The following is a 24,099-nucleotide window of genomic DNA, read 5'->3' on the forward strand; positions in this document are numbered from 1 at the left end:
ATGTCAATGATAATCTGTACATTTTTAATTGTTTAATTTGCCTGTATTTCCGAATTAAAAAAAGCTGCCAGATTCAATGAAAACTCTCCATTGAACTAACAGCTTCTACAAGGCAGGGAAGCCCCCACCTCCATCCTATTTCACCACTTCTCCTTCTAAAAACATTTCAATAGTTGCTAGAGTCGTTTCTGGTTCGAGCAACTTTATGTTTTGTATTAGATCACGCAACTCCACTTGTTTATTGAGCTTAATTAAGAATGGTAGTTGCAGAAAAGAATATACTTGTAACTCATCAGTCATTTTCACTATTTTCCCCTGGTATTCCTCCACATTATGGCTGCTTTCTTCTCTAATTGAAAGAATTCCCTTTGCGACAACACCGAATAAGACACCTGATTTATAACCTACCTTTTCTTGCATTTTTATAGACTCATTTGCATAATGAACACTTTTATTTTGGTCTTCCTTACGATAACAAACTGCAGCTGCTGCATAGACTTTTCCTAATTCTATCGTTGAATCTAACATCTCATGTATTTCAGTAGCCTTTTCAAGATAGCTCAAACCCTCTTTTGGTCTTTGCCAACATAAGGTTTCAATCAGGTTCGTATATACTTTGCCTTCCAAGCCTATAAGGTTAGATTGTTTTGCAATCTCTAGTGCTTTCTTATATTCATTCTCAGCTTCTTTAAAAAACCAATTAAAACGATAAATGTGACCTATTATTCGATGCGTTTCAGCAAGCTCGATGGGACTAACATCGTGTTTCAGTAATTCTTGAAGCATTTTTAGCGCTTTTTGAAAGTCACCCTGCAAAAACTTTAAGTCCGCATATTGTCTTTGAACCTTTATAAAAAAAGAACTGTTTCCTTCTTTCTTTTGAATAATAGCTAGTAGTTGGTTATAAAGGTCATTTGCTTTATTATAGTCACCTGATAGTCGTATGATATTTGCCTTTTGAAATAAAGCTACTGTATAAACTTCACCAAAATATTCTCTGGTCATGTGAACAGAATTTAAAATTTCCAAAGCAAAATCAAGATCCTTCGTTCTTCTCCAAAATACGGACTTAATTAGATTACTCGCATTAATTAGTTTGTCAGATTTTTGCTTCGTACCATTTTCTTGAACAAGGTTACCAACATCAACCCAATTCCCTCTTTCAATGAAATAAAAAGATGCTTGAACAAACTTTTCTACATAAGAAAGAGAAGGAAATTCAATCAAGTGTTGTATATTACATACTCTCCCATATAATTTTAAAAGTACGTCATCGGAATAGTTACGTGAATTTTTCAGAATATACTCCAATGCTTCATCCAAAACTTCTTCCACGACATCAATGTCCATTTTTTTCAAAATATAGGTGTTGATACTTTCATCTAATTTATATAATTTTACATTTTCGTCAATTTTACTTACTATCGATTTTTCTACAAAGTCTGTAAACATTGACGTTGGATAGCCTATAGAGAATGCTTGAATTATATTTTTAAAGTAATCGTAATCAAAAATACCCATTACAGAAAGCAGCTTGACCAGCTCTTGCTCTTGCTTCGACAAATGTCTGAGGAACCTTTCAATCACTTCATGTTCAGCGATATTAAAGTCTTCTGCGTTCAATTTTTTCCCTTTGGCTTTTTTAGTTTCATAAATCGTTACACATAAATCAAGATACAAAGGAACACCCTTCGCGGACTTTATAATTCCATTTCTAATATCTTGTTCTACTATTGGAACAGAATTTAAATAATATGCAGCATCTATCTCACTTAATCTTCCTAAAATATGCTGATCTAAGTAATTTGACCACTCTGGGTTCTGTTCTCCCCATTTAATATATTCTCGACTACCAATCAAAAATAGCCCTTTCTCACTGGCACCAATTAATTCCTTTATCCATTCTTCAGGTGATTGAGAAATAGCTTTATCTTCAAGCTTCCTAAGCATTGTTTCATAAGCATCAAAGTAAAATATATGTTTTATGCCTTTCTTTTCATAAGCGTCTTCAATAGCTAATCCAAGAAAGTAGGGGAGCATTTCCCATAATTTCATTGGATCTGTACTATTAATCTGTTCAATTTCAAATTTATACTTGGAAAATGTAGCATAATATTTATCTTGCAAACTTGAAAAAGACTTGGAAATTAATCCTACTGGTATGACTCCACCGCTTAAATTCGATCCATAATCAAGAACGCCCCAAACCGGACTGTCTTCACGTAATCTTTTTTTAATATCAATGGACGATTTCCCGATTGCTGACCAATACTTTACCAATGCGTAGTCAAACAAAATAGCTGGGACTTTTAATTGATTTCTTATTGCTAAAAGTATGTCTGTCGGAGAATTGAACTCAAACGAGTCTAAGCTGATAAAAACAGAATGTACATCTTTGATATTTTCATCTGAGGTTTTTCTATGTACTAATTCTTTTAATTCATTTAATAATTTTGTTTTGCCGATACCACCAAAGCCATAGTATACAAGCACCTTGAATTGATCTGATTCATTGAGTAATCCATCAACAGAAGAGTTGAATACTTTTGTTGGCTCTACTCGATCAGTAAACTTTCTTACAGCTTGGAAGTTCCCTGGTTTTTTAAATTTACTTAATGACATGCCGCGCCCCCTTAAGTTAATGAATACGGTGCATATAAAAGCCGATGTAATCGTAGAGACATAGGAAGATTATTCGTTCCATTACTCAAATGATTATAAAACTCATTAAAAACGCCATCATAATGATTGACTAAGCGGGTATTCTCATTCGAAAAATCCTGTAATACAGAAGTAGTTTGATCCGGATCTACCTTTATAACTTGCTGTTTTGAATGTTCGAGAATAATAGATTGATTTGTATCATCAAAATATAATATGGTTTGTTTACTGTTTTTTCCTAAAGTCCAATTTGTATCAATTTGTCCCCTTCCAATTTTTCTTGTGCCTTGAATTGGAAAAGTAAAGTCAACACTTCCTTGGACCTCTTTACATGGAATTCCCTTAATTTCACTTAGTCGACTATCTACTATATGTACATGTTGAATTGGCAACAACTTTTCTAAAACGCTTAATGCATTAATACCGCTATCAATCCAGCTTCCCTGTAGACTAATGGCATGAGTCTGCAAATCACCGTTGATCAGATAAGGATCATAAAATTTACAGTGAAAACCAGTTATCGGACCAAATTTCTCTATCCCGTTTGTTTTATATTCCTCTAAAAACCACAATAAATCTTTTGCAAAAGAAGCATGGTAAGCTATGGAAAAGATAACATTTTGCTCTTCTGATATATGTTTCAACTTACGCAATAGTTCAGTACTAGGAACAGCAGGTTTCTCTAGTAAAACATGTTTACCTTTTAAGAGAGCATACTTACAAATCTCATAGTGTGTTAAATTTGGTGTAGAGATCAGTACAGCATCTAAATTTTCAGCAAGAAGGTCCTGATAGTCATCATAAAAAGGAACTTCTAAATGAAATTGTTTTTCCTTATTTCTATCACTATCACATACGGCAGCGATTTCATACTGTTCTACTTTTGCTAAAGCTTTCATCTGATCCCTCGCAATGTGACCTAATCCTATGACACCAATTTTCACAGGCGTACCCATTGATCCACCTCCTACTATTTATTCTAAATGTTACTAAGGAAAATTGAGGGCCTGAAAAAAAATCCCTCTTAGTAGTACTGGATGCCAGTAATGACCCCGAAATAAATAATAACTATCGAAAAGAACTCAAAATGAATTATGACCAGAATGGAAATGAATTGGCTAACTGCCAGTGTCCCAATAAGTCATCACAAAACCGGGAAGTGCACCTACAAATCACTCACACCGGAATTTGTTTTTATATATTTCTCTATAGCCAGATAGTCGGCTGTATAGGATATATAGTCCTCACCGTTGAAGTAGATCTCTGTTCTTCCTGTGTACCATCTGTAATAACCTTCATTTTCATATGGCGGCTCTCCGTATGTATCCATTAATGATTCCAGAAGCTCTTCACTATCTTTTTCATCCAAATTTCTAAAATAGTAATCTCCTTCTATTAAAAGGTAGTCATCAAATACAAACGTATCCGGCATATTTTCTATCTTTTCAATGTTTGCTTTATTCTTCTTTTCAAATTCATCATTCAATTGTTCATATTCTTCATCGCTTAGCGAATCATCACTCAATTTATTAAAAAACTCCACGCCGCCTTTGTAGAAGGTTTCTGGAAAAATCACACTATAGTTATCCACTTCACGGTAAAATGTATAAACTACATCAGCTTCTTTCCCATTGATGAACATATCGTCATATCTGAGCTCCATGCCACCACCATATGAACTTGAATCCTCTTCATATAACGAATTACTATTGGATTCTTCGAGTTGAATAACCTCATCCATCGTCATTCCCCACTGGGCATCTTTAAAATCCCTTTCTGCTTGCCCTCCACAGGCTGCCAGTAAAAATAATACTAAAAACAATACAAAAAATACCCCTTTTTTTCTCATTCTCTTCTCTATCTCCTTCTTTATCTAGGTATAAATAACCGCCTCTATTTTACCATAAAAATTATTCATAATACTATATTTTCTGCATCAAAAAAACGGGAGTGCAGACTCCCGTCCATTTTGGGAAACCAAAACCATCTAGCGATTAATTATCTTTAATTTAATATATAAAGAAAGATAATGTTTCTAAGATCTACTCCAATGTATTAAAATAAAATAATTATATTTCTATACTATAGAGAGTTAAAGAGTTTTACCTATCTCTGATCTGAATGATATTGATTTATATGAAGTCATTAATGTAATTGAAATATAAGAAACTCCACGAAACCGAGAAGGGACAGAGGGGAATAGTTCACTGGCCCAATCTTAAAAATGGAACAAGAAACCTGTACCTGCGGGAACCAAGGCATATAATAGTGTGCACACTGCACTCTAACAATTTTTTAAACCAGCGGCCCTATTCAACAAAATATGATAAAAACTGGAAAGTGACACCTAAAAAGGATTATAAAAGCGGCTGCCATCGTAAAAGGTAATAATGAGTGAACCTGTTAATAGTAAGGCGCCTACAATAATTATTATGTAATCAGAGCGTCTAAAAGGCTTTTCATTATACCATGTCCGTTTTTTATTCTTGCTGAAACCTCTTAATACCATCGCATTACTAATCATTTCAATTTTTTCTAAGCTGGAAAAAATTAATGGAAAAATAATGGAAGCGAAATTTTTGATCCTTGTAACTAGTTTTTCGTTCTTGGATAAATCAATACCACGCGCTTGTTGAGATTGAGCAATCGTACGAAAGTCTCGTTGAATATCTGGAATAAAACGTAATGCCAATGAAACAGAATAGGCAACCTTATAATTTACACCAATTCGATTTAACGATGAGGCAAATTCACTGGGATGCGTAGTAACAATAAAAAGCAATGCAGCGGGTATCACAACAAAGTACTTCAGCGTGATATTAAACTGGTAAAACAACTGCTCCCATGTCACATTATATCTACCTGCAATTTCAAACAATACATGGCTCGAACCGTATAGCTTTACACCCTCTTGTGGCGAGAAAATATAAATGGCTATATTGTTTATCACTAAAAAAATTAGAATGAAAATAAGAACAAATGCAATATCACGAATCTTTGTTTTTGAAATAATAAAGATGATTATACTCATTACAAATAAAAATAGTAAGACCCGTGTATCATACGTAAGCATGGCTGCAGTTGACCACATCATAAAAATTATAAGTTTCGTAACCCCCGATAAATAATGGACTGGTGTTTTTCGCTCAATATAGGAAAGCATCTCTATTGCCATTTCTTTCGAACCTCCTTATCGAAGGCAATAAACCGGGCAACAAACTCTCTTGATTCATCAATTTCTGCTCGTACAGCCAATTCGTATAATGATGTCTTCTTTAAATTTGCCTGATGGATAACTGATTCATCGGTTAGGACATTTACAGCAGATTCATCAGCGATTACTTCACCGTCTGCAATAACAATTGCCCTTGGCGTGTATTCCTGCATTAAATGCATGTCATGAGTTATCATAATAATAGTAACACCTTGCTGATTTAATTGGACTAGGAACTCCATAATCTCCGTATAATGACGGAAATCTTGTCCTGCAGTTGGCTCATCAAGGATAAGAACTTCAGGATTTAATACTAGAATAGATGCAATCGTCACTCGCTTCTTTTGTCCAAAACTCAATGCTGAGATTGGCCAATTTCGAAATGGATATAAACCGCAAATCTTCAACGTTTCTTCAACACGTTCTTTAATTTCTTCTTTCGATACTCCGCGCGTCACAAGTCCTAACCCCACTTCATCAAAAATCATGTGCTTTGAAATCATCTGGTTGGGATTTTGCATCACCATTCCAATTCGCTCCGAACGCTGACTAATCGTATCATTAGTAATGTCTTTATTATTGAAAATGATGCTTCCTGAATTTACTTTTTCAAAGCCACAAATTAACTTCGATAGCGTTGATTTTCCAGCTCCATTTCTACCAACAATACTTAACATTTCTCCTTTACCAATTGAAAAGCTAACATTTTTTATCGTTTCTTTTCTTTTCATATATCCAAATGTGACATCTTTCAACTCTAATACTGAGGATGATTTTACATAATGAGTACTCGGTTTGATTGATTCAAACCATTTAAATAGATTATCCTTACATACCTCGATTGCTAACGTATCCAGGTGAGCTGGCCTGATTTCAGCTGTCACCTCACATCCAGCGTATTTTATCGCCTTCACGTATAAAGGCTCCCGGATATTACTGGATTCCAAAACCGATGAAGCTAGAAGCTCGTCAGGAGTAGAATCACTCACTACCCTGCCGTCATCTATAACGATTATACGATCAACATGACAATATAAAACATCCTCAAGCCGATGCTCAATAATAATTACGGTTGTGTCTGTATCTTCCTGAACACGGTCGATTAAACGTATAGCATTTTCACCCGTTGCAGGATCAAGATTTGCCAGTGGTTCATCAAATAGTAGAATATCCACATTATCAACCATAACACCCGCCAGAGAAACACGTTGTTTTTGTCCTCCAGAGAGATCATGTAGTGAAGAATCTAAATAATCGTTCATATCAACCAATCTAGATACAGATGCAGCTTGTTTATGCATCTGTTCTTTTGGAACACAATCATTTTCTAATGCAAAAGCAATATCCTCTCCAACCGACAAACCAATAAATTGGCCATCCGGATCTTGCAGAATAGTTCCAACTATCTTAGATAACGTAAAGATATCAAGATTCTTTGTTTCTTGGCTATTTATCTTCAGACTTCCTTCTATATCCCCTTTATATGAGAAAGGGACCAGCCCATTAATACAATGAGCTAGTGTACTTTTTCCAGAACCTGATGGTCCGACTATCAAGACTTTTTCCCCTTCATATATGGTTAAATTTATATCATAAAGTGTAGGATTAACTTGACTTCTATGTTTGAATGTAAAATTTTCAAATTGAATAACTGGCTTCTTCATATCAAGAACTCCTTGAATTCCAAATCTTAACAAAATTACTTATTCTTTAGTTAAACTACCAGTCTGACTACGTGTTTTAGCGTATGTAATCAGCAGGATTGTTCCAATAATACCAACTGTTAATATGTTCGATACACCTGCAACAATTCCTTGTAAGTAGACTTTATTTGCAGGCTCCGCATAAATCCATATATCCAATGTAGGTGCAATGAGGAACCAGCCAACGCTCTGCGTTATTGCTTGTGTAATATTAAATTGTATAATTTGTTTTGTTCCAAAAGTTCCAGCCTCTATATTTATTTTATTGGATATTAATCCAATACCAAAGCCGACAATTAATGAAACAAGTACCCAGCTCCACCAAACAGAACCGTAAGACAATGCATCATTCAAAACATGACCGATAAAACCAATTAGCGCACCTGCAATAGGTCCAAAAACCACAGCCATTAATGCCAAAAATGCATACGCTGTTTGAACTGTAGTATTCGGTATCCCGGTAGGTATCGCTGCAAATTTAGCCAGAATTGCAAATACAGCAGATCCAATTCCAATAGCAACAATAGTTTTAATAGATAGACCACCATTTCTCATTTTTACATTCCCCTTTAAATTATTATTTTTTTATTATATTATTATAGTAGCGAGCTAATAGTTTAATTACTACTAAATTTCGGAACTTTCCGAATAATAATTTTCCAATTAGCACCTGTCTCAATATGATATGCTTTTGCAAATGAGCCCTGATTAATTGCTACACCTAATTTATCCAGTGAATTTACATATAAGAGTGGCTCTCCTAAATGGCTGTCCGCAAAAGAACGCCCATAGGTCATAATATTTTTATATACCTGGTGTGTATTATTTGCTATTGTCACTTCAAGAGAATCACCGTATTCAAAAGCTGCTTGTATGAATAACTCACGGTTTATATTCGTCCATAAGTTACCAAATCGTATATCAAGAATATCAATGTTTCCGTTAATTTTCCCTTGATCGATAGATGCTTCTGGTTTTAATAATTCAACAATGTCATCTACTTCAATAAGAGGTCCCACCTCTTCAAATGAAATGACATTTGCAGCCAGCCTTCCAGCAGTATAAGTATAAACATCGCGACCATGAAATGTATACGATTCCCCTGACTTTGGCAGGCGGTTGACTTCCTCATCAATGATTCGAGCTTCCACAATTCCTATATCCTGCTTTATATGTGTTAATGTTCCATTATCAGGTGTAATAATATATTGATTATCAATTGTTTTTACTACCACACTTAGACGGGAAGTGCCTACCCCCGGGTCCACAACAGAAACAAACACAGTTTCATCAGGCCAATACGTAATTGTTTGATAAAGACGATAGGAAGCCTCCCAAATATTATACTGTGGTATTTCATGGGTCAGATCGAATATCCTAATTGACGGATCAACAGAAATTGCCACCCCATACATGGCACTTACTGCCCCATCACCAAGTCCAAAGTCTGATTGTAAAACCAAATTTTTACTCATGTAAATCCTCCTCATTTTTTCTGTTTTATAGTTGCTTCTTCTGTTTACTCAAGTAAAGTTGGAAACAAAAAACCACGCCCTTACCGAATAAACGATAAGGACGTGGTTGGATAAACGTGGTACCACCTTACTTTACTGCATGCTCACACATACAGCCTCATCAAGTACGAAAGCCAATAGACTCTTTATACTGTGGTATGGATAACGAGTACCAAATCTCGTCGTAACCTAATAGTATCCAGCGATACGTTCAGCACGAGACTCAGAGGCCATTGTTCAGATTCCTATTTATACTTCTTCTCAGCTACCGAAGCTTTCTGTAAAAAATAGCTAAACCCTACTTTTTCTCTTCAACGTCTTTTCAGAAAATTATATTCAATTTCTTATTAAAGTTATTATACGTAACCGTTTTTTAAAAAGCAAGTAATTTTTTTAGAAAAATAAAAATTACTTGCAGGACCACTAAATATTGACTAATTAGGCTACATATATCCAAGCTTCATTTTGTGGCGGCATCCTTCTGCTAATGATTGATTGCTTAAATGCTTTGGTATGTTTAGCCATTGTCGCTTCCGTTTAGTTGGATTTGTTCAATATTGTGTCTTGATTGGGAATAGTTTGCTCTAAATTACTTTATTTCCTCAAACGTTAAATTTGTTTTTGTATCTTCTTTAACCATTAAATGTACCCAAGATCCAAGCTTCTCTTACACAGTATGAATCCCAGCCTGTAACTTTTCTTCATCGTATGCAAAACGATAATTACCAGTAAAATATACTGTACATAGTGAAAGCCAATAAACATAATTATGAAAAGCACTAATGCCCAAACAAAGAACCCGAATAAATCATAAAAATCAGTGACTGGATTTGGTCGCCATTATATTTTCCCTTTTTGGTAAAATAATTCCATCTCTTCCCGAGGAACAAGTCCACCACCGGTAGCCCATGCTATATGCGTGGCTGATTGTGGATCTATATTATTCTTTTTCATATAATCCGATTCTGTAATTTTATATGGACCAATGATTCCACCTGTTGCAGATGGTTCAAGATAAATCCCTTCCGTATCTGCGAGGAGTGTAAGTAACTCAAATAAGGTTACATCCTCTAAAGTATATATCCCACTCACCAGTTTTTCACTAAAGCTACTGGCAAATTTAGATGGCCTCCCTACAGCCAATCCATCCGCTTCAGTTACATTGTCAATTCCAAAATCTTGTACACTTACCTTCTCCTTTTCCCCAGTTAAAAGTCCTAACAATAAGGAAGGTGATTTTACAGGTTCTATAAAAAAGCAATGAACGTTATCGCCAAATACTTGCTTCAATCCAAAAGTAATCCCTCCTGGAGCTCCACCAACTCCACATGGAAGATATACAAATAAAGGGTGTTCTTCATCAACAGAAATATTTTGCTCTTGCAGTTGTTTTTTCAAACGAAAAGCAGCTGTACTGTAACCTAAGAATAGATGTTTCGAATTCTCATCATCTACAAAGTAACCAGTTGAATTTTCAAGAGTTATCTTTCTGCCAATTTCCACAGCCTGACTAAAATCACCTTCAAATTCAAATACTTTGGCTCCTTTTTCTCTTAGTAGATTCTTTTTCCAGGCTTTTGCATCCCTTGACATATAAACTGAAACATCAAAGCCTAATTTTGCACTCATTATTCCTATACTAAGCCCTAGATTACCAGTTGACCCAACCCCAATAGAATGTTGTTTAAAAAGTTCTTTAAACTCTTTATTAGAAAATATTTCGTAACCAACTGTTTCACCATTAATCAAACCTGCGTCTTTTGCCAAGCTTTCAGCATGGTAAAGAACCTCATAAAATCCTCCCCTAGCTTTAATAGAGCCAGCAACTGGCAAATCATTATCGCATTATAAATATATATTTTCGACAGTATTAATTCCGAGTTGCTCGGCTAATTCTTCATTCATACCACTTAATCTCTTTAATGGTGATTCGATAATTCCATTTGTTTTTTCTAACTCTGGAAATTCCTTTTTAAAAAATGGCATAAATCGATTCCATAGCTCTTCAGCTTTTAACATATCTTCCTTATCCAATGGCAAGAATTGGATTTGATTAAATTTGGTTAACTTCGAATTTATCCAAAGTGATGGCTTTAGATTAAGTGTATTGTCAAGAAAAGGATACAGTTTTTGGTACTTTGAAATTCTTTGTTGAGTTAACATTTTTATTCCTCCTTACATGACTGAGATTCCTATTAAAAGAAGATTAATAGGAATCTCAGTCCATACCTAAAATATAGCTCTACACAGTTGCTTTACTAGTTTTAGAATCTCTTCGTAATACTTTACCGGCAGTTTCATTTGTATACTTACCTTCTTGTACAGTTAACACTCCATTGACGAAAACATATGAGATACCACTCGGTAATTGTATTGGATCTTCATAAGTAGCATTATCGCTAATAGTCTTAGGATTAAAAATAACTATGTCTGCCCAATACCCTTCTCTTAAATAACCTCTGTCCTTCAATCTAAGCAACTGAGCAGCTGCCCCTGTCATTTTCCTTATCCCTTCAGAAAGTGTGAAGATACCCTCATCTCTAGCGTATCTGCCAAGTACTCTGGCAAAAGTACCATAAAGCCTTGGATGTGGTTTACTACCAAAGATACCGTCAGAACCCACCATTTGAACAGGATGTTTCATTCCATAAATTAAATCTTCTTCAACTCCCCAATGAATTGTCATAGTTATTGCGCCTTTTTCTTCAACTAATAGATCTAAAGCTGCTTCATCAGGTTCCTGTCCGCGTATCTTTGCAATCTCAGTCATACTTTTCCCTTCAAATACCTTATTCTCTTCTGTAGATACTGTATTAATAAAAATATTTTCCCAGCCGCAATTATAAACCCAATTTTCATAACTATCGTTTTCTTTAATTTCCTGCTTAATTTGGCTTCGTACAGTTGGATCTTCTAACCTCTCATGCATTTTCTTGGCCCCACCTGAGTGCATCCAAGGTGGCAAAATACTATGGAACACGGTAGATCCTGCTGTATACGGATATTGATCAAATGTTACCTCTATTCCTTCTTCCCTAGCTTTATCAATATTTTCTAAGAATTTCTTAAACTTATCGCGATTATACTGACCTGCTACTTTAAAGTGAGAGACATGTAATCTTATTCCGGTTTGTCTTGCTACACCCACTACTTCATCTAAAGCCTCGAGGGACTTACTGCTCTCATTTCTTATATGAACAACAAATATCCCATCATACTTTGCTGCGCCTTTACAAATTGCTATTAGCTCTTCCTTATTTGAATAGACATTAGGGGGGTAAATTAATCCGGACGATACACCTACTGCCCCTTCTTCCATACCTTTCTTTACTAATTCAGTCATTTGTTCAAGTTCTTCTTCTGTTGCCGCTCTTTCTTCAAATCCCATAACAAGTGTCCTTACATTCCCGTGTGGAACAAGGTGCATAATGTTACCCGCAGTAGGGATATTTTCTAAGTATGTCAAATAGTCTTCAACCGATTCCCACGGCCAGTCACCAATATCTCCATCTAATGCCTTAAGTTGTTCTTGCCATAGAGGTTTAGTCTCTGAATTAACAGGAGCAATTGAGATTCCATCTTGCCCATGTAACTCTGTGGTAATTCCCTGTAATAATCTAATTTTGTGTATCTCAGGTTTCGTACACAACAAATCACTGTGTGAATGCGTATCAATAAAACCTGGAGAGACTGCCAACCCTTCTGCATCAATTTCTGTTTCTGCTTTAGACAAATGAAGCTGTCCGATTTCAGCTATCTTTCCATCTTTAATACCAAGGTCTACTTTCGTTGATGGATTTCCACTTCCATCATATACTTGTCCATTCTTAATAATCATATCAAACATATAAACTCTCCTCATTTATTTGGCTATATTTTTATTGACTTGGTTAATATTCTTAGAAGGGGTAGCTCCCCAAAACTTATTGATTATTTCTGCACTTGGTTTTTCTGTTAAGTAACTAAATACAATCATGCTAGCAATATTTAAAAATAGAGAGATAGCAATCGGATGCATTCCAAATGGATTTTCAAACATCATTGTTGCAACAATATATGAAACGAATCCGATACACATTGAAAAGATCGCTCCCCATTTATTTGCTCGTTTCCAATAAAGACCGAAAACAATTACTGCAAATAAGGTAGCTTCGAGTCCACCAATGGCAAAAATTACAACAAACTGGATAAGCTCAGGTGGATTCAATGTAATAAGAAGAACAACAATACCAATAATTAAAGTTGAATAATAGGATAATTTTGTAATAGATTTTTCAGATGCATTGGGATTTATATAGTTTAAGTATAAATCTTTTACTATCGTTGAACTTGTAACTAGCAACATGGAATTTACTGTGGATATTATTGCTGCTAAAGGTGCAGCTAAAATTATCCCAGCTAACCAACCGGGTACTAATTCTATTATTAATAATAGAAGTGCCATATCTGGTACTTCTACCTCTGGTAATAATACTCGAACCATCGGTCCTAGTGAGGCAAATCCAATCGAGAAAAGCCCCATAATTATAACCGCATAAACCATCCCTTTATGCATGGACTTAGAATCTTTGAATGTCATACCACGTACAGCAGCGTGTGGCAGACCTATCATCGCAATCCCAAATAATAGAAAAAACGAAAATAATAGAGATGGGGTAGCACCACTTGCTCCAGGTAATGTCACTAATTCCGGATGATCTAAGGTTAGCCGGCTAACAATTGCACTAAATCCATCGGTTTTCACCATAACAATGATCCATACTAAAATTCCACCAAGTATCATTGCCAATCCTTGAATCGCGTCCGTGATTGCCACTCCTCTGTATCCACCCAAAACAGTAAGTAAAACAACTACTGATCCAAAAATAAGTAACCCCCAATGGTAAGGTAAACCTGTAACAGATTCTAATATCCTTGCACCACCAGCAAACTGAGCAACCATATACGCACTGATAAATATTAAAATCCCGATTGCACTACTGATGATTACCGCATGACTTTGATACCTTTCTTTCAAAAAATCTGTAATCGTTACAGCACCAATCCTTCTTGAGATAATTGCAAACTTTTTCCCTAATATCCCTAATATATAAACACCCATTGCAGTTTGAGCAGCAATTATTAATGGCCAACTAAAGCCTTGTTGGTATCCAACACCAGTAGCCCCAATAAATGTACCAGCGCTTGCTGCAGATGCAACCATAGTAAATGCCAATACCATTGGACCTAAGCTTCTACCACCAACAAAGAACTCCTCATTAAAGTTCGATTTTTCTTTTTTTAAATATTTATGAAAATAACTACCAATTAGTAAAGTAGCTAATAAATATAAGATAATCGGAATTAAAATATCTAACCTCACTCTTCATCCTCCTCTATATAAGCATCCAATGACATATCTTTAAAAAGGAGTTTAACCATTATATAGGTTGAAACACATAACAGCGCCGTTGCAATAATCACTCCATAAAAGTACCATTCTGGGAAGCCTGCAATTAGTTTAATCTCACTTGCCTCAACGTTATATCCGAAAGAAAATGCCAAACCAAAAACTAATATAATATTAAAAATAAAGAGCCCAATTGTATACAAGACCTCTTTATTACATTGTTTAAATCTCTTATCCTCTTTAATATCTTCTATCTTCATAAAATCCTCCCCCAATTTGCTATTATTATGTGGAACACTTTAATTATTTATAATTTTTTGTTCTGAACAAATATTCCGAAATATTTGTTCGTAGAATTCCAATTGAAAGTTGCAAAGAAATAATATTACATCTATGAACAGAAAGATCTCTTAAATTTAATTCTGTAGAGTGCCAAATAAACTTTAAGGACTATTTCCATTTACGTTATTTTTACTATTTCTTATCTATCACCTGCTTTTCTTAACTTTTGAAGCAAGAGCTTCATTTATAAATATATTAAAAGCCTAACCTTTATAAGAAAATATACAGTATTGATAATTTTAAGTCAACATAAAATAACGAAAGATAATTATTTATCTGAATATTAAATTCATACCTAAAATGATATAATATCCATAATCATTGTAAGCGCTTTAAATATAACTAATGTATAGTATAAGCTTCATAATAGGATAAGGAGGTATTGATTTGGAACAAATATATAAAAAAATTTCAGAACAGCAATCTAGTTTTTCAAAGGGGTTCAAAAAAATAGCCGAATACTTTTATAGAGATCCTCAAGTTTTTGCTATGAATTCTGCAACACAAGCGGGAAGAAAGATTGGTGTTAGCGAAACTACAATCATTCGATTTGCATATCAGCTTGGTTACTCTGGGTATAGCACATTACAAAGAGATGTACTAGAACAATTATTCAAGAAAAGCAGTTTAACAAATTACACAGATGAAAAGTCAAATAATATTAAAGAGCCCATTAAAGGGTTGATGCAATATGATATAAAAAATATCCAAAGAGTATACAGTCACATTTCAGAAGACGACTTAAATAGTGTAGTGAGTAAATTAAGAGATGCTGATTCTGTTTTAGTTAGTGGTGTTCGAGCTTCTTACGCTTTCGCTAATTGGTTTGCCTATGCACTAGATATAGTGAGAGGGAATGCTAGGCTTTTTCATCCAAATATAGATGATATATTACTACGAGTAAGTGAAATGACTGAAAAAAATGTTTTGGTAAGTTTCTCATTTCACCGATATGCCAAGGAAACAATTAATATTGCAAAATTAGTTAAACAAAGTGGAGCTTCGATTATTGCAATAACAGATTCACCATCTGCACCAATAAGTCATTTTGCAGACATTGTTATACCTGTTCAAACGTATAGTAAATCTACATTGGACGTAACACCAGTAGTGTTTTCTTTATTAAATAGTATTGTTTCGACAATTTCTATAAGAGATTCTCATTCTTTTCAAAAACGCACAGAAAAGTTTGATTCTATTGATGCAGAAGATTTCTTTTTCAAAGGTTATTTTGAGTAGAGGTTAATAATGATTGAAATTATAAATATTCAGGTTAATCGGGTGCATAAGTAAGAACGCACATATTAATAAATCTAATATGTGCTTTATAAGGTATCTATCTATTTATTGTGCAATTTTCACTATTGGTTTAAGTGTTACACCAGTTTTAGACTCTTCAAAGGCTTTGTTAATGTCTTCAAAGTCGTAGAATTTTACTAATTTATCAAATGGAAATTTACCTTCTTTATAGTATTGAATTTACTTCGGAATGTGCAATTGCGGAACAGAATCTCCTTGAACCGTACCCATAACTTTTTTCCTTCAATTAATATAAAGACAGGATCTTTCTCTTCTAGCTGTAATAACTTTGCTTGTACTTTATCAAGGAATATCGCAGTAAAGTTTTAATTCCATAAGGCTTTTTTGGAGTTTATACTTTTTCATTGCCTTGAACAAGCTTATCTTTTCAAAATCTCCCTCTTCTATCAATGTTTTAATAAAGCTGGTTCATTGTTAATAAACCGTACTCTATTTAAATATAGAGCTAAGCCAAATCGATCGATATCCAGTCTTTTTTGGATAAAGGAGCTTGGTTAGAGTACGGGGTGCCCGTTTATCACCGTATGCGCTACGCCCGCGTATCACGATAGGGTCAACATTTCCTGGACGTGGCTAGATAGCGCTTTTTCAGTCACAGAGTTTTATAGAGCTAAATTCTATCTGTTAAAAAATAACCGTCACCCCGCAGGATGACGATTATCCACACTATATCTATTAAACTAGGCCTCGACCACGTTCAACTCCTGCAACAAGTAATCAAGAACTTACCACATTCGACAAAATCCCCCAAAAACCGGGAAGTGACAGTGATCAGCCTCCTATGTATGCAGATGTAATCGTAAACTACTCAATGCCCAAGTGTTTTTTTAGCGTCTCCGACTGCTTTGTCCGCTCTTCCTTTGACACTAAGTAATAAAAGACATCCTCTTCTTCCTTGCCGCTTCCCTCTAGTTGGATCTGCTCAATATTGTGTCTTGATTGGGAATAGTTAGCTCGAATTTCCTTCATATCATCAAACGTTAAATTGGTTTTGACATTGTCGCCAATCACTTCTAATATACTTCCATAGTTAGTGAGAGTTTCGATATGCACCGCTTTTTTGATAAATCCTTGAATGATTTTACGCTGGCGTTCTTGTCGGCCCAAGTCCCCCTTTGGGTCTAGAGAACGCATACGAGAATACTTGAGGGCCTCTTCACCGTTCAATGTAAGCTCACCGACAGGAAAGTCTGTCCCGTCATAAAAAAAGTCCAAGGTGTTATTGACAGTCACACCATCAACAGCATCTACAAGTTCTTTAAAACCATCCATATCTACTTCCACGTAGTAGTCAATCGGGACATCCAGGAAGTTTTCAATTGTATTTATAGAGATGTCAACCCCTCCATATGTGTACGAATGATTGATCTTATCCTTTGTTCCTTTGCCGGTAATTTCAGCGTAAGTATCACGAGGTATACTTAACATTTTAACCGATTGATCTTCTGGATTTGCCGTTAATAGAATCAATGAATCTGGGCGTCCGCGGTCTCCTTCGCGCTGGTCCACCCCAAACAATAAAATGGAGATGGGATCTCCCTCTGATAAATCAATCACACGCTGGTCAGCTTCTGCCCGTTTCAGTGGTTCATGTGTTTTTTTGAGTGTTTCGGTAACAGAGCTATATACGGAAAAACCATAAACTCCTACACCTAAAATAACCAGGAAAATGACTCCAAGTGTAATTTTAAAGCCTAGCTTCCTTTTTTTTGAGGAAGGCGATGTGCTTTTCTCTTTCATTCGAACACTTCCTTTTGCATTGATTTCATTTTATTCTAGCATCTAAAAAAATAGAAGGGTATTAGACAAAATGCCCAGAGATTCGACAACATGTCGATTTTTCCCTCAATCGGTACAATAGACCCGGTTAGTAGGAACCCCTTTTTGTTACCAATAGATTTCTTCTATATTAAGTTTTGTTAAAACAACATTAAATCAGCTGTAATGACACTGGTATTTCCTTCGTTAAACACTAAAAAAGAGTATCCCAAAGTGCATAAAGGGCTAGAAAACTAGCTTATTAGGTATTTATGCGGGGAAGAACCCTTGGATGTTGGATAGAATAGCATATTGTTTCATTTTAACCCACTTGTTACACTTTAATAGGAAAGATTGGCAGAACCTACGTCCTTTGAAATCTACGGTTTTCCTTCCAGCTGGAAAACAATATAAGCTATTGTGAAATACGCACAAAGTATTTTTCTTCCATAAGAAATAGGTAGATTCTTGTAGGTTTTACATATGTAACAATAAAAAATAATATGGGGTAGATAACAACATGAAAAAAAGCATATTCCACAGCGGAAGTAAAAAAACATATTTGCACCCTGAAACCGGTCAAAGGGATTTTATTTTTAAAAACGTATCTGGTAAACGATGGAATTTTTTGATGCTTGTATCCGTTATTTTAGCTGTTATAGTTGCACTGGTCATCGGTTTTTTAGGTTTAGGTCTTTATGCTAATCCGCAGCTTCCTAGCTTGGAAACAAAAGAAACGGATGAATTTGCACAAATCAGTCCATCAGGAACCATGACTTCAAATCAGAGTGAATTAGCAACCACCACTACGGATGAGGAATTCCTCCAACAAGCAGTTGGCTATAAAGATGATGTTTACGCATTCTATGTGAATTGGGACAGCAACAGTGAACAATCGCTTAGGGAAAATATTGATACCATCGATGTTTTGATTCCGCAATGGTTGAGTTTAAATTCTGAATTGGAGCTTGAAAGCGATATTCAGCCGGAAATCATAGAGCTCGCAAAAAAGAATGATGTGGAGATCGTACCGTTAATCCATAACATAGAGAATGGCAAGTGGAATCAGGAGACAGTTCATCAACTTTTAAATTCTCCGGAAGAACAAGAGAAATTCATTAAAAATCTGCATGAACTAATAAACGAGCATGGCTTTGACGGGATCAATATTGACTTTGAGAATTTAAACAAGAACGACCGGGATTTATTGACCAAGTTTATAAAGAAGCTGTACTCGACCTTTCATGCTGATGGTCTTTCCGTTTCCATCGCTGTACCAGCTGCTCATGAAGCGTTTGATTACAAAGAGCTGGAGAAGTATGTGGATCAGATGATTGTGATGGCATACGATGAGAATGTGGACAACCCTGGCACCATTGCTTCTTCCACGTGGTTTAAAGAAATTCTCTCCAAATTACCCAAAGAAAAGCTGATTGTCGCGATTGGTAATTATGGATATGACTGGGAATGGGAAAGCCAAGAGCCGGGAGAACCCGTGTCCTTTGATGACGTAACAAGACTGGCCGAAAAAGCAAACCTGGACATTCAATGGGATGATATGAGCCAAACGCCATACCTAAAATATATGGAGAACAACAAACTGCATGAAATATGGTTTCTGGACAGTGCAACCTTCTACAACCAATTGAAGATGTCTGCGGATGCCGGAGCACAAGGAATTGCACTCTGGAGGCTCGGATCGGAGGACCCATCAGTTTGGGATGTTCTTAAAGGGAATAAAACGGAAGAATTGCTAACTGTCAAAAATGGAGGAAATATCTACAGCACAGGTGAAGGGAATATCTTCCGGGCGACAGAGAGCAGGAAAGAAGGAAAACGCAGTCTTCAGTTTGATGACTCTGGTTTCATTACGGGTGAAACGTATGTCGCCAACCCCGTAGCCTCCGAGTTTGAGCGATTAAGCCAGCCGGGGGATCAGGAGATTGTGCTAACTTTTGACGATGGACCAGATCCTGAATATACGGAAGACATATTAGATATCCTGAACCAATACCAGGTGAAGGCTTCGTTCTTTGTGATTGGCAATAAGGCCGTCAACCATCAGGATATTGTGGAACGATTGTATCGGGAGGGCCATGAGATAGGCATTCATACGTTTTCCCATCCAAAAACAAATGAAATGTCCGGTGAACGGCTAAAGTTTGAGCTAAATGCTTCTCAACGCGTCATTCAAGGAATTACTGGACAATCCACTTCACTGTATCGATCTCCATATGGAGATGAAGAGGCTAAGTATATGCCGTCCCATTTCCAAAGATTGCAGGATGTGACACAAATGGGGTATGTCACCGTCAATTATGATATCGATTCAAGAGACTGGGAGCTGCGCGATAGTGAGGAAATTGTCGATAATGTCTTGAACCAGGCATCCAGCGGCGATATTATTTTGCTTCACGATGGCGGAGGAGATAGGCAGGCAACACTTGATGCACTGCCTGAGATAATTGAACAGTTGCAGAATCAAGGATACACGTTTGTAACGACAAGTGAACTAATGGATCAAAGCAATAGTACTATCATGCCTCCTGTTACAGAGGCGGAAAGTCCAATCATGCAAAGCTATAAAGTAATGCTGTTCAATATAGCAAACTTTAAGGATGGTATTTTCATTTTGCTTTTCAGTGTGATTTTCATTTTAATTCTGCGCCTGTTGGTTCTGGGAAGTTTAGCTTTGATACATAAAAAGCGGGCCAGTCATCCGTCGGAGCATTCTACTCCGCCGTTTGTCAGTGTCATTATCCCGGCTTACAATGAAGAGGATGTCATTGGCAGAACTATCGAATCGATTTTGAAAAGCAATTATCCAAACGTGGAAGTCATTGTGATTGATGATGGTTCCAAAGACCAGACATCTCTCGTTGTATCCCGTAAATACGATGCGAATAATAAGGTATTTCTTTTCCACAAAAATAACGGAGGGAAAGCTTCAGCCATTAATCTGGGAGTCAGGAAAGCAAAAGGGGATATCTTTATTGCAATTGATGCGGATACAATTGTTTCACCTGATTCGATTTCGATGCTTATTCGGCACTTTTCGGACAAAAATATTGCGGCGGTATCCGGAAATGTGAGGGTTGGAAACAAGAGAAACCTGTTAACTTCCTGGCAGCATATTGAGTATGTAACTGGATTTAACTTGGAGAAGCGCGCGTTTGCCACGCTTAATTGTGTTCCAGTTGTTCCGGGAGCTTTCGGGGCATGGCGCAAAGAGGTGGTTGAAGAGTTAGGTTATTTTTCCGATGAGACGCTTGCGGAAGATACAGACTTGACATTAAAAATTATCCGCCAGGGTCATAAAGTAGTGATTGATGAACAGGCATATGCCTATACAGAGGCACCGGCGACGATTAGAGATTTCTTAAAACAGCGGTTCAGGTGGACATTTGGAACGTTACAATGTTTTTGGAAGCACAAGAAAGCCTTTGGGGGAATAAAGCATAAATCACTGGGATTCATTGCCCTTCCTAATATGCTGCTATTTCAATTTATAATTCCTTTTTTTGCTCCGCTTATTGATATATTGTTTATTTTGGGAATCCTGGCAGGGGCTGCCGACAAGGCATTATTGATTTTTGCTAGTTACTTACTGGTCGATTTTCTTGTTTGCTTCGTTGCATTCAGGATGGAGAAGCTAAGCTTTAAACCGCTAATTTCCTTGTTTCTGCAGCGAATATTCTACCGCTACTTATTACTATGGGTAACCTGGAAATCCTTTTTCGCTGCACTGAAAGGAACACGAGTGGGCTGGGGAAAATTAAAGCGATCAGGCGATCTGAAAGTAGAAACTGAATTAAAGGGAGAACGTATCAGCTAGATTTCTGAGGGACGCAACCAGGTTCAGAACTCGATCTATTACGGTTTTACATCTAGCTATGCTTTGAAGCGATAAATTAATTAAGAAATGCAGCTGCAATGATATTTTTCGTTGCAGCTGTTTTGCATTGTTAATATTAATAAATTCTAGCAAGCACTCGTATTAATAGAGATGGGGTAATGATAATAACCGCATGGGGAAGATCACTATTAATTTTGTTTGTTAGGTATCAACTGGATTTCCCCTGTGGGATCAACTCTTTTCCTCCTATTTATCCTCTCCCAATTAAATTTTATCAAAGTTCTTACACAACGGTAATTATTGACAGTATTGAAATCCAGTCAAATTAACTTAGGGTACCGATAAATATAATGAATTTCTATATTTTATTGAGATAGTCGATCCTCTTCTCTAAAGAAGGATGCGACTCTCTCCATTCTTTTCTTCGGCTAGGTTCTATATCATCATCGTGGAGTTTCGTTATTTTTTTTAAAGCATTTATATATACACGCTTATCCTCCATTAAACGAATTACATAAGCATCCGCTTTATGCTCTAGTTTTTTACTAACAAAATTAGGAATCCACTGTTGAATTAAAAATCCAAGCATAATAACTACGACAAAAACAAATAGATAATGATACCATCCTGAAGCTAGACTAATTTTTCTACCCAAAAATATAATCATTCCTGTTAAGAGAACGGTCGCTGAAGACAATAACATGACATATCGCATATGATGTAATTTTATATGCCCAATTTCATGGTAGATTATAGAAGTTATCTCTTTTGTATTAAATTCCTTAAATAACCCCTCCGTTACGTATATGTGAAGACGCTTATCCATAAGTGATTTCATAACGTAAACCCAAGCATTGTACTCATCTTTTGTATCCTTTTTAACCATTAAATGTACCGAAGATCCAAGTCTCTCTTCCACAGTATGAATTCCAGCCTGTAACTTTTCTTCATCGTATGCAAAACGATAATTACCAGTAAAATACTGTACATAGTGAAAGCCAATAAACATAATTATGAAAAGCACTAATACCCAAACAAAGAACCAGAATAAATTATAAAAAATCAGTGACTGTATTTGAATCGATAAGACATATTTCGTTACATAGACATCCATTATAAGGAATCCTACTATAATTAAGTTTCCTATTTTCTCCCTCTTGGTAAAGAAGACAATCTCCTCATTACCATACTCGCCTTTGTTGTCGTCCTCATCTTTTTTCTCATTTTTAAGCTGATCTAAATAATGTTTTTGGTAATAATTATCTGCTAATATTGTTAGCTTTAATGCTAAGACCACAGGAACTATTATAGAAAGTAAAAGACCTATTATATAAGAATTTGTTAATAGTAATGCTGAGCCAAAAACAAAATAATAGTTAAGTAGTATCGGCATGAGGAAAGCTAATAGATATGGTACCAAAAGTCTAATAAACAATTCTAACAAAGAAAAATTGCTATTAGGATTTATTTTTACATAAGTAATATTTATTACTAATAAATATACTGCCGGAGAAAATAATACTACTACGAGTATTATTATAATCCAGAGGAGTGAAAATTCTGCATGTAAATCTAGCGGAACAGCTAAATTATCCTCCCCAAGTTGCACCTCATATCGATTAAATAACAAATTACTACTTTTTAATGTAGTTTCTGCCCCCTCACCGAATGAAGCAACAACTCCCTTTCTTGTAACTACATCCAACTGTTTACCTACAATATTTGGATTAACTTGTTTTAAGTCTTCTAAATTATAATAGTTGTATAACGTGTTCCCGAGAGTGATTTGAACCGGGGATCGCCCATTTATAGAATCCGTTTCCCCCACATCTAAAAAGTAGTCCCCTTGAATTCCGGCATACCCCGTCAAAATTTGTTTTGTTGAATTGGTTGAGTTTTTAGCATCAAATAATATGAATGGTGATGTTACTACAGATCGTATTCCTGAATCAAATACAATAATGGCAAATGCTACAATCATCATTATAAAAGCGTATTTTATTTTATTCTTCAACACACACTATCACACTCCTTCTACATAGTAGAATCAATAATTATTCATAACGTGGACAGTTATCAGGTCAATCTAGCATTTCATCGTCTCGCTCTTCATTGAACTCTTTTTCAAACAAAGCTTATTCTAGTTCTATTTCCGTCAATCTTTGTTTGAACATGTTTTGTTCATGTTCTTCTTCAATTGCTTTAGTTGCTTCTTTACTTCCTATAGTTATTGCTAACTCTTTTTCTTTCTCATGGATAACATCGTTTCTTCGTTGAATATCCATAAGCTGTATTTGTAAATTCTTTAGTGTAAAATATTTACTCTTTTTTCTTGAATCTAA

Annotated in this window: 15 protein-coding genes, 1 pseudogene and 1 other annotated feature; of the genes and pseudogenes, 2 read left to right on the plus strand and 14 right to left on the minus strand. The window is 35.7% G+C overall.

Going from position 1 to position 24,099, the window contains the following annotated elements; genetic code table 11:
• Positions 1-135: 135 nt before the first annotated feature.
• The 11 genes and pseudogenes from QGM71_RS07285 to QGM71_RS07340 form a co-directional block, all read right to left on the minus strand.
• Complete coding sequence (locus QGM71_RS07285; protein ID WP_327606860.1) at positions 136-2,622, minus strand: tetratricopeptide repeat protein; 2,487 nt, start codon at positions 2,620-2,622, stop codon at positions 136-138.
• An 11-nt stretch (positions 2,623-2,633) separates the two neighbouring features.
• Positions 2,634-3,617 carry a Gfo/Idh/MocA family protein gene (locus QGM71_RS07290; RefSeq protein ID WP_327606861.1) on the minus strand — a complete coding sequence of 328 codons (984 nt, stop codon included), beginning with the start codon at positions 3,615-3,617 and terminating at the stop codon, positions 2,634-2,636.
• Positions 3,618-3,826: 209 nt separating this feature from the next.
• Entirely contained in the window at positions 3,827-4,510 is a 684-nt protein-coding gene (locus QGM71_RS07295) for a hypothetical protein (RefSeq protein WP_327606862.1), read from the minus strand.
• Positions 4,511-5,008: 498 nt separating this feature from the next.
• The gene (locus QGM71_RS07300; RefSeq protein ID WP_327606863.1) at positions 5,009-5,836 is read right to left on the minus strand and encodes an energy-coupling factor transporter transmembrane component T family protein; all 828 of its coding nucleotides are present in this window, start codon (positions 5,834-5,836) and stop codon (positions 5,009-5,011) included.
• Positions 5,827-7,539 (minus strand): ABC transporter ATP-binding protein, encoded by a 1,713-nt coding sequence (locus tag QGM71_RS07305; protein WP_327606864.1) that lies wholly within the window; start codon positions 7,537-7,539, stop codon positions 5,827-5,829. Before QGM71_RS07305 ends, QGM71_RS07300 begins: the two co-directional genes overlap by 10 nt.
• A gap of 39 nt (positions 7,540-7,578) precedes the next feature.
• Positions 7,579-8,133, minus strand: coding sequence for an ECF-type riboflavin transporter substrate-binding protein (locus QGM71_RS07310; protein ID WP_327606865.1), 555 nt, complete (start codon positions 8,131-8,133; stop codon positions 7,579-7,581).
• Positions 8,134-8,195: 62 nt separating this feature from the next.
• On the minus strand, positions 8,196-9,053 hold the full coding sequence (locus QGM71_RS07315; RefSeq protein ID WP_327606866.1) for an SAM hydrolase/SAM-dependent halogenase family protein: 858 nt from the start codon (positions 9,051-9,053) through the stop codon (positions 8,196-8,198).
• Between the two features lie 93 nt (positions 9,054-9,146).
• Positions 9,147-9,416, minus strand: a binding site (T-box leader).
• A 516-nt stretch (positions 9,417-9,932) separates the two neighbouring features.
• Positions 9,933-11,261: pseudogene (locus tag QGM71_RS07320) on the minus strand (D-serine ammonia-lyase).
• A gap of 73 nt (positions 11,262-11,334) precedes the next feature.
• Positions 11,335-12,939: an N-acyl-D-amino-acid deacylase family protein gene (locus QGM71_RS07330; protein WP_327606869.1), complete on the minus strand. Its 1,605-nt coding sequence runs from the start codon at positions 12,937-12,939 to the stop codon at positions 11,335-11,337.
• Positions 12,940-12,954: 15 nt separating this feature from the next.
• Positions 12,955-14,454 carry a sodium/pantothenate symporter gene (gene panF, locus QGM71_RS07335; protein WP_327606870.1) on the minus strand — a complete coding sequence of 500 codons (1,500 nt, stop codon included), beginning with the start codon at positions 14,452-14,454 and terminating at the stop codon, positions 12,955-12,957.
• Positions 14,451-14,741 carry a YhdT family protein gene (locus QGM71_RS07340; RefSeq protein ID WP_327606871.1) on the minus strand — a complete coding sequence of 97 codons (291 nt, stop codon included), beginning with the start codon at positions 14,739-14,741 and terminating at the stop codon, positions 14,451-14,453. Before QGM71_RS07340 ends, panF begins: the two co-directional genes overlap by 4 nt.
• Before the next feature lie 469 nt (positions 14,742-15,210).
• Here QGM71_RS07340 and QGM71_RS07345 point away from each other — a divergent pair, with 469 nt between their 5' ends.
• Positions 15,211-16,062 (plus strand): MurR/RpiR family transcriptional regulator, encoded by an 852-nt coding sequence (locus QGM71_RS07345; RefSeq protein ID WP_327606872.1) that lies wholly within the window; start codon positions 15,211-15,213, stop codon positions 16,060-16,062.
• 885 nt (positions 16,063-16,947) lie between these two features.
• Here the strand turns inward: QGM71_RS07345 and QGM71_RS07350 are convergent.
• Positions 16,948-17,883 carry an LCP family glycopolymer transferase gene (locus QGM71_RS07350; protein WP_327606873.1) on the minus strand — a complete coding sequence of 312 codons (936 nt, stop codon included), beginning with the start codon at positions 17,881-17,883 and terminating at the stop codon, positions 16,948-16,950.
• Between the two features lie 538 nt (positions 17,884-18,421).
• Between QGM71_RS07350 and QGM71_RS07355 the strand changes: the two genes are divergently transcribed.
• Entirely contained in the window at positions 18,422-21,736 is a 3,315-nt protein-coding gene (locus QGM71_RS07355) for a glycosyltransferase (protein ID WP_327606874.1), read from the plus strand.
• 379 nt (positions 21,737-22,115) lie between these two features.
• On the opposite strand, the gene QGM71_RS07360 is transcribed toward QGM71_RS07355, so the two are convergent.
• Together QGM71_RS07360 and QGM71_RS07365 are read right to left on the minus strand one after the other, a co-directional pair.
• Positions 22,116-23,774 (minus strand): M48 family metallopeptidase, encoded by a 1,659-nt coding sequence (locus QGM71_RS07360; RefSeq protein ID WP_327606875.1) that lies wholly within the window; start codon positions 23,772-23,774, stop codon positions 22,116-22,118.
• Positions 23,775-23,892: 118 nt separating this feature from the next.
• Entirely contained in the window at positions 23,893-24,042 is a 150-nt protein-coding gene (locus tag QGM71_RS07365) for a hypothetical protein (protein ID WP_327606876.1), read from the minus strand.
• Positions 24,043-24,099: the final 57 nt, after the last annotated feature.

The sequence above is a fragment of the Virgibacillus tibetensis genome (assembly GCF_036026595.1).
In the GTDB taxonomy this organism is placed as follows: Bacteria; Bacillota; Bacilli; order Bacillales; family Amphibacillaceae; genus Virgibacillus_P; species Virgibacillus_P tibetensis.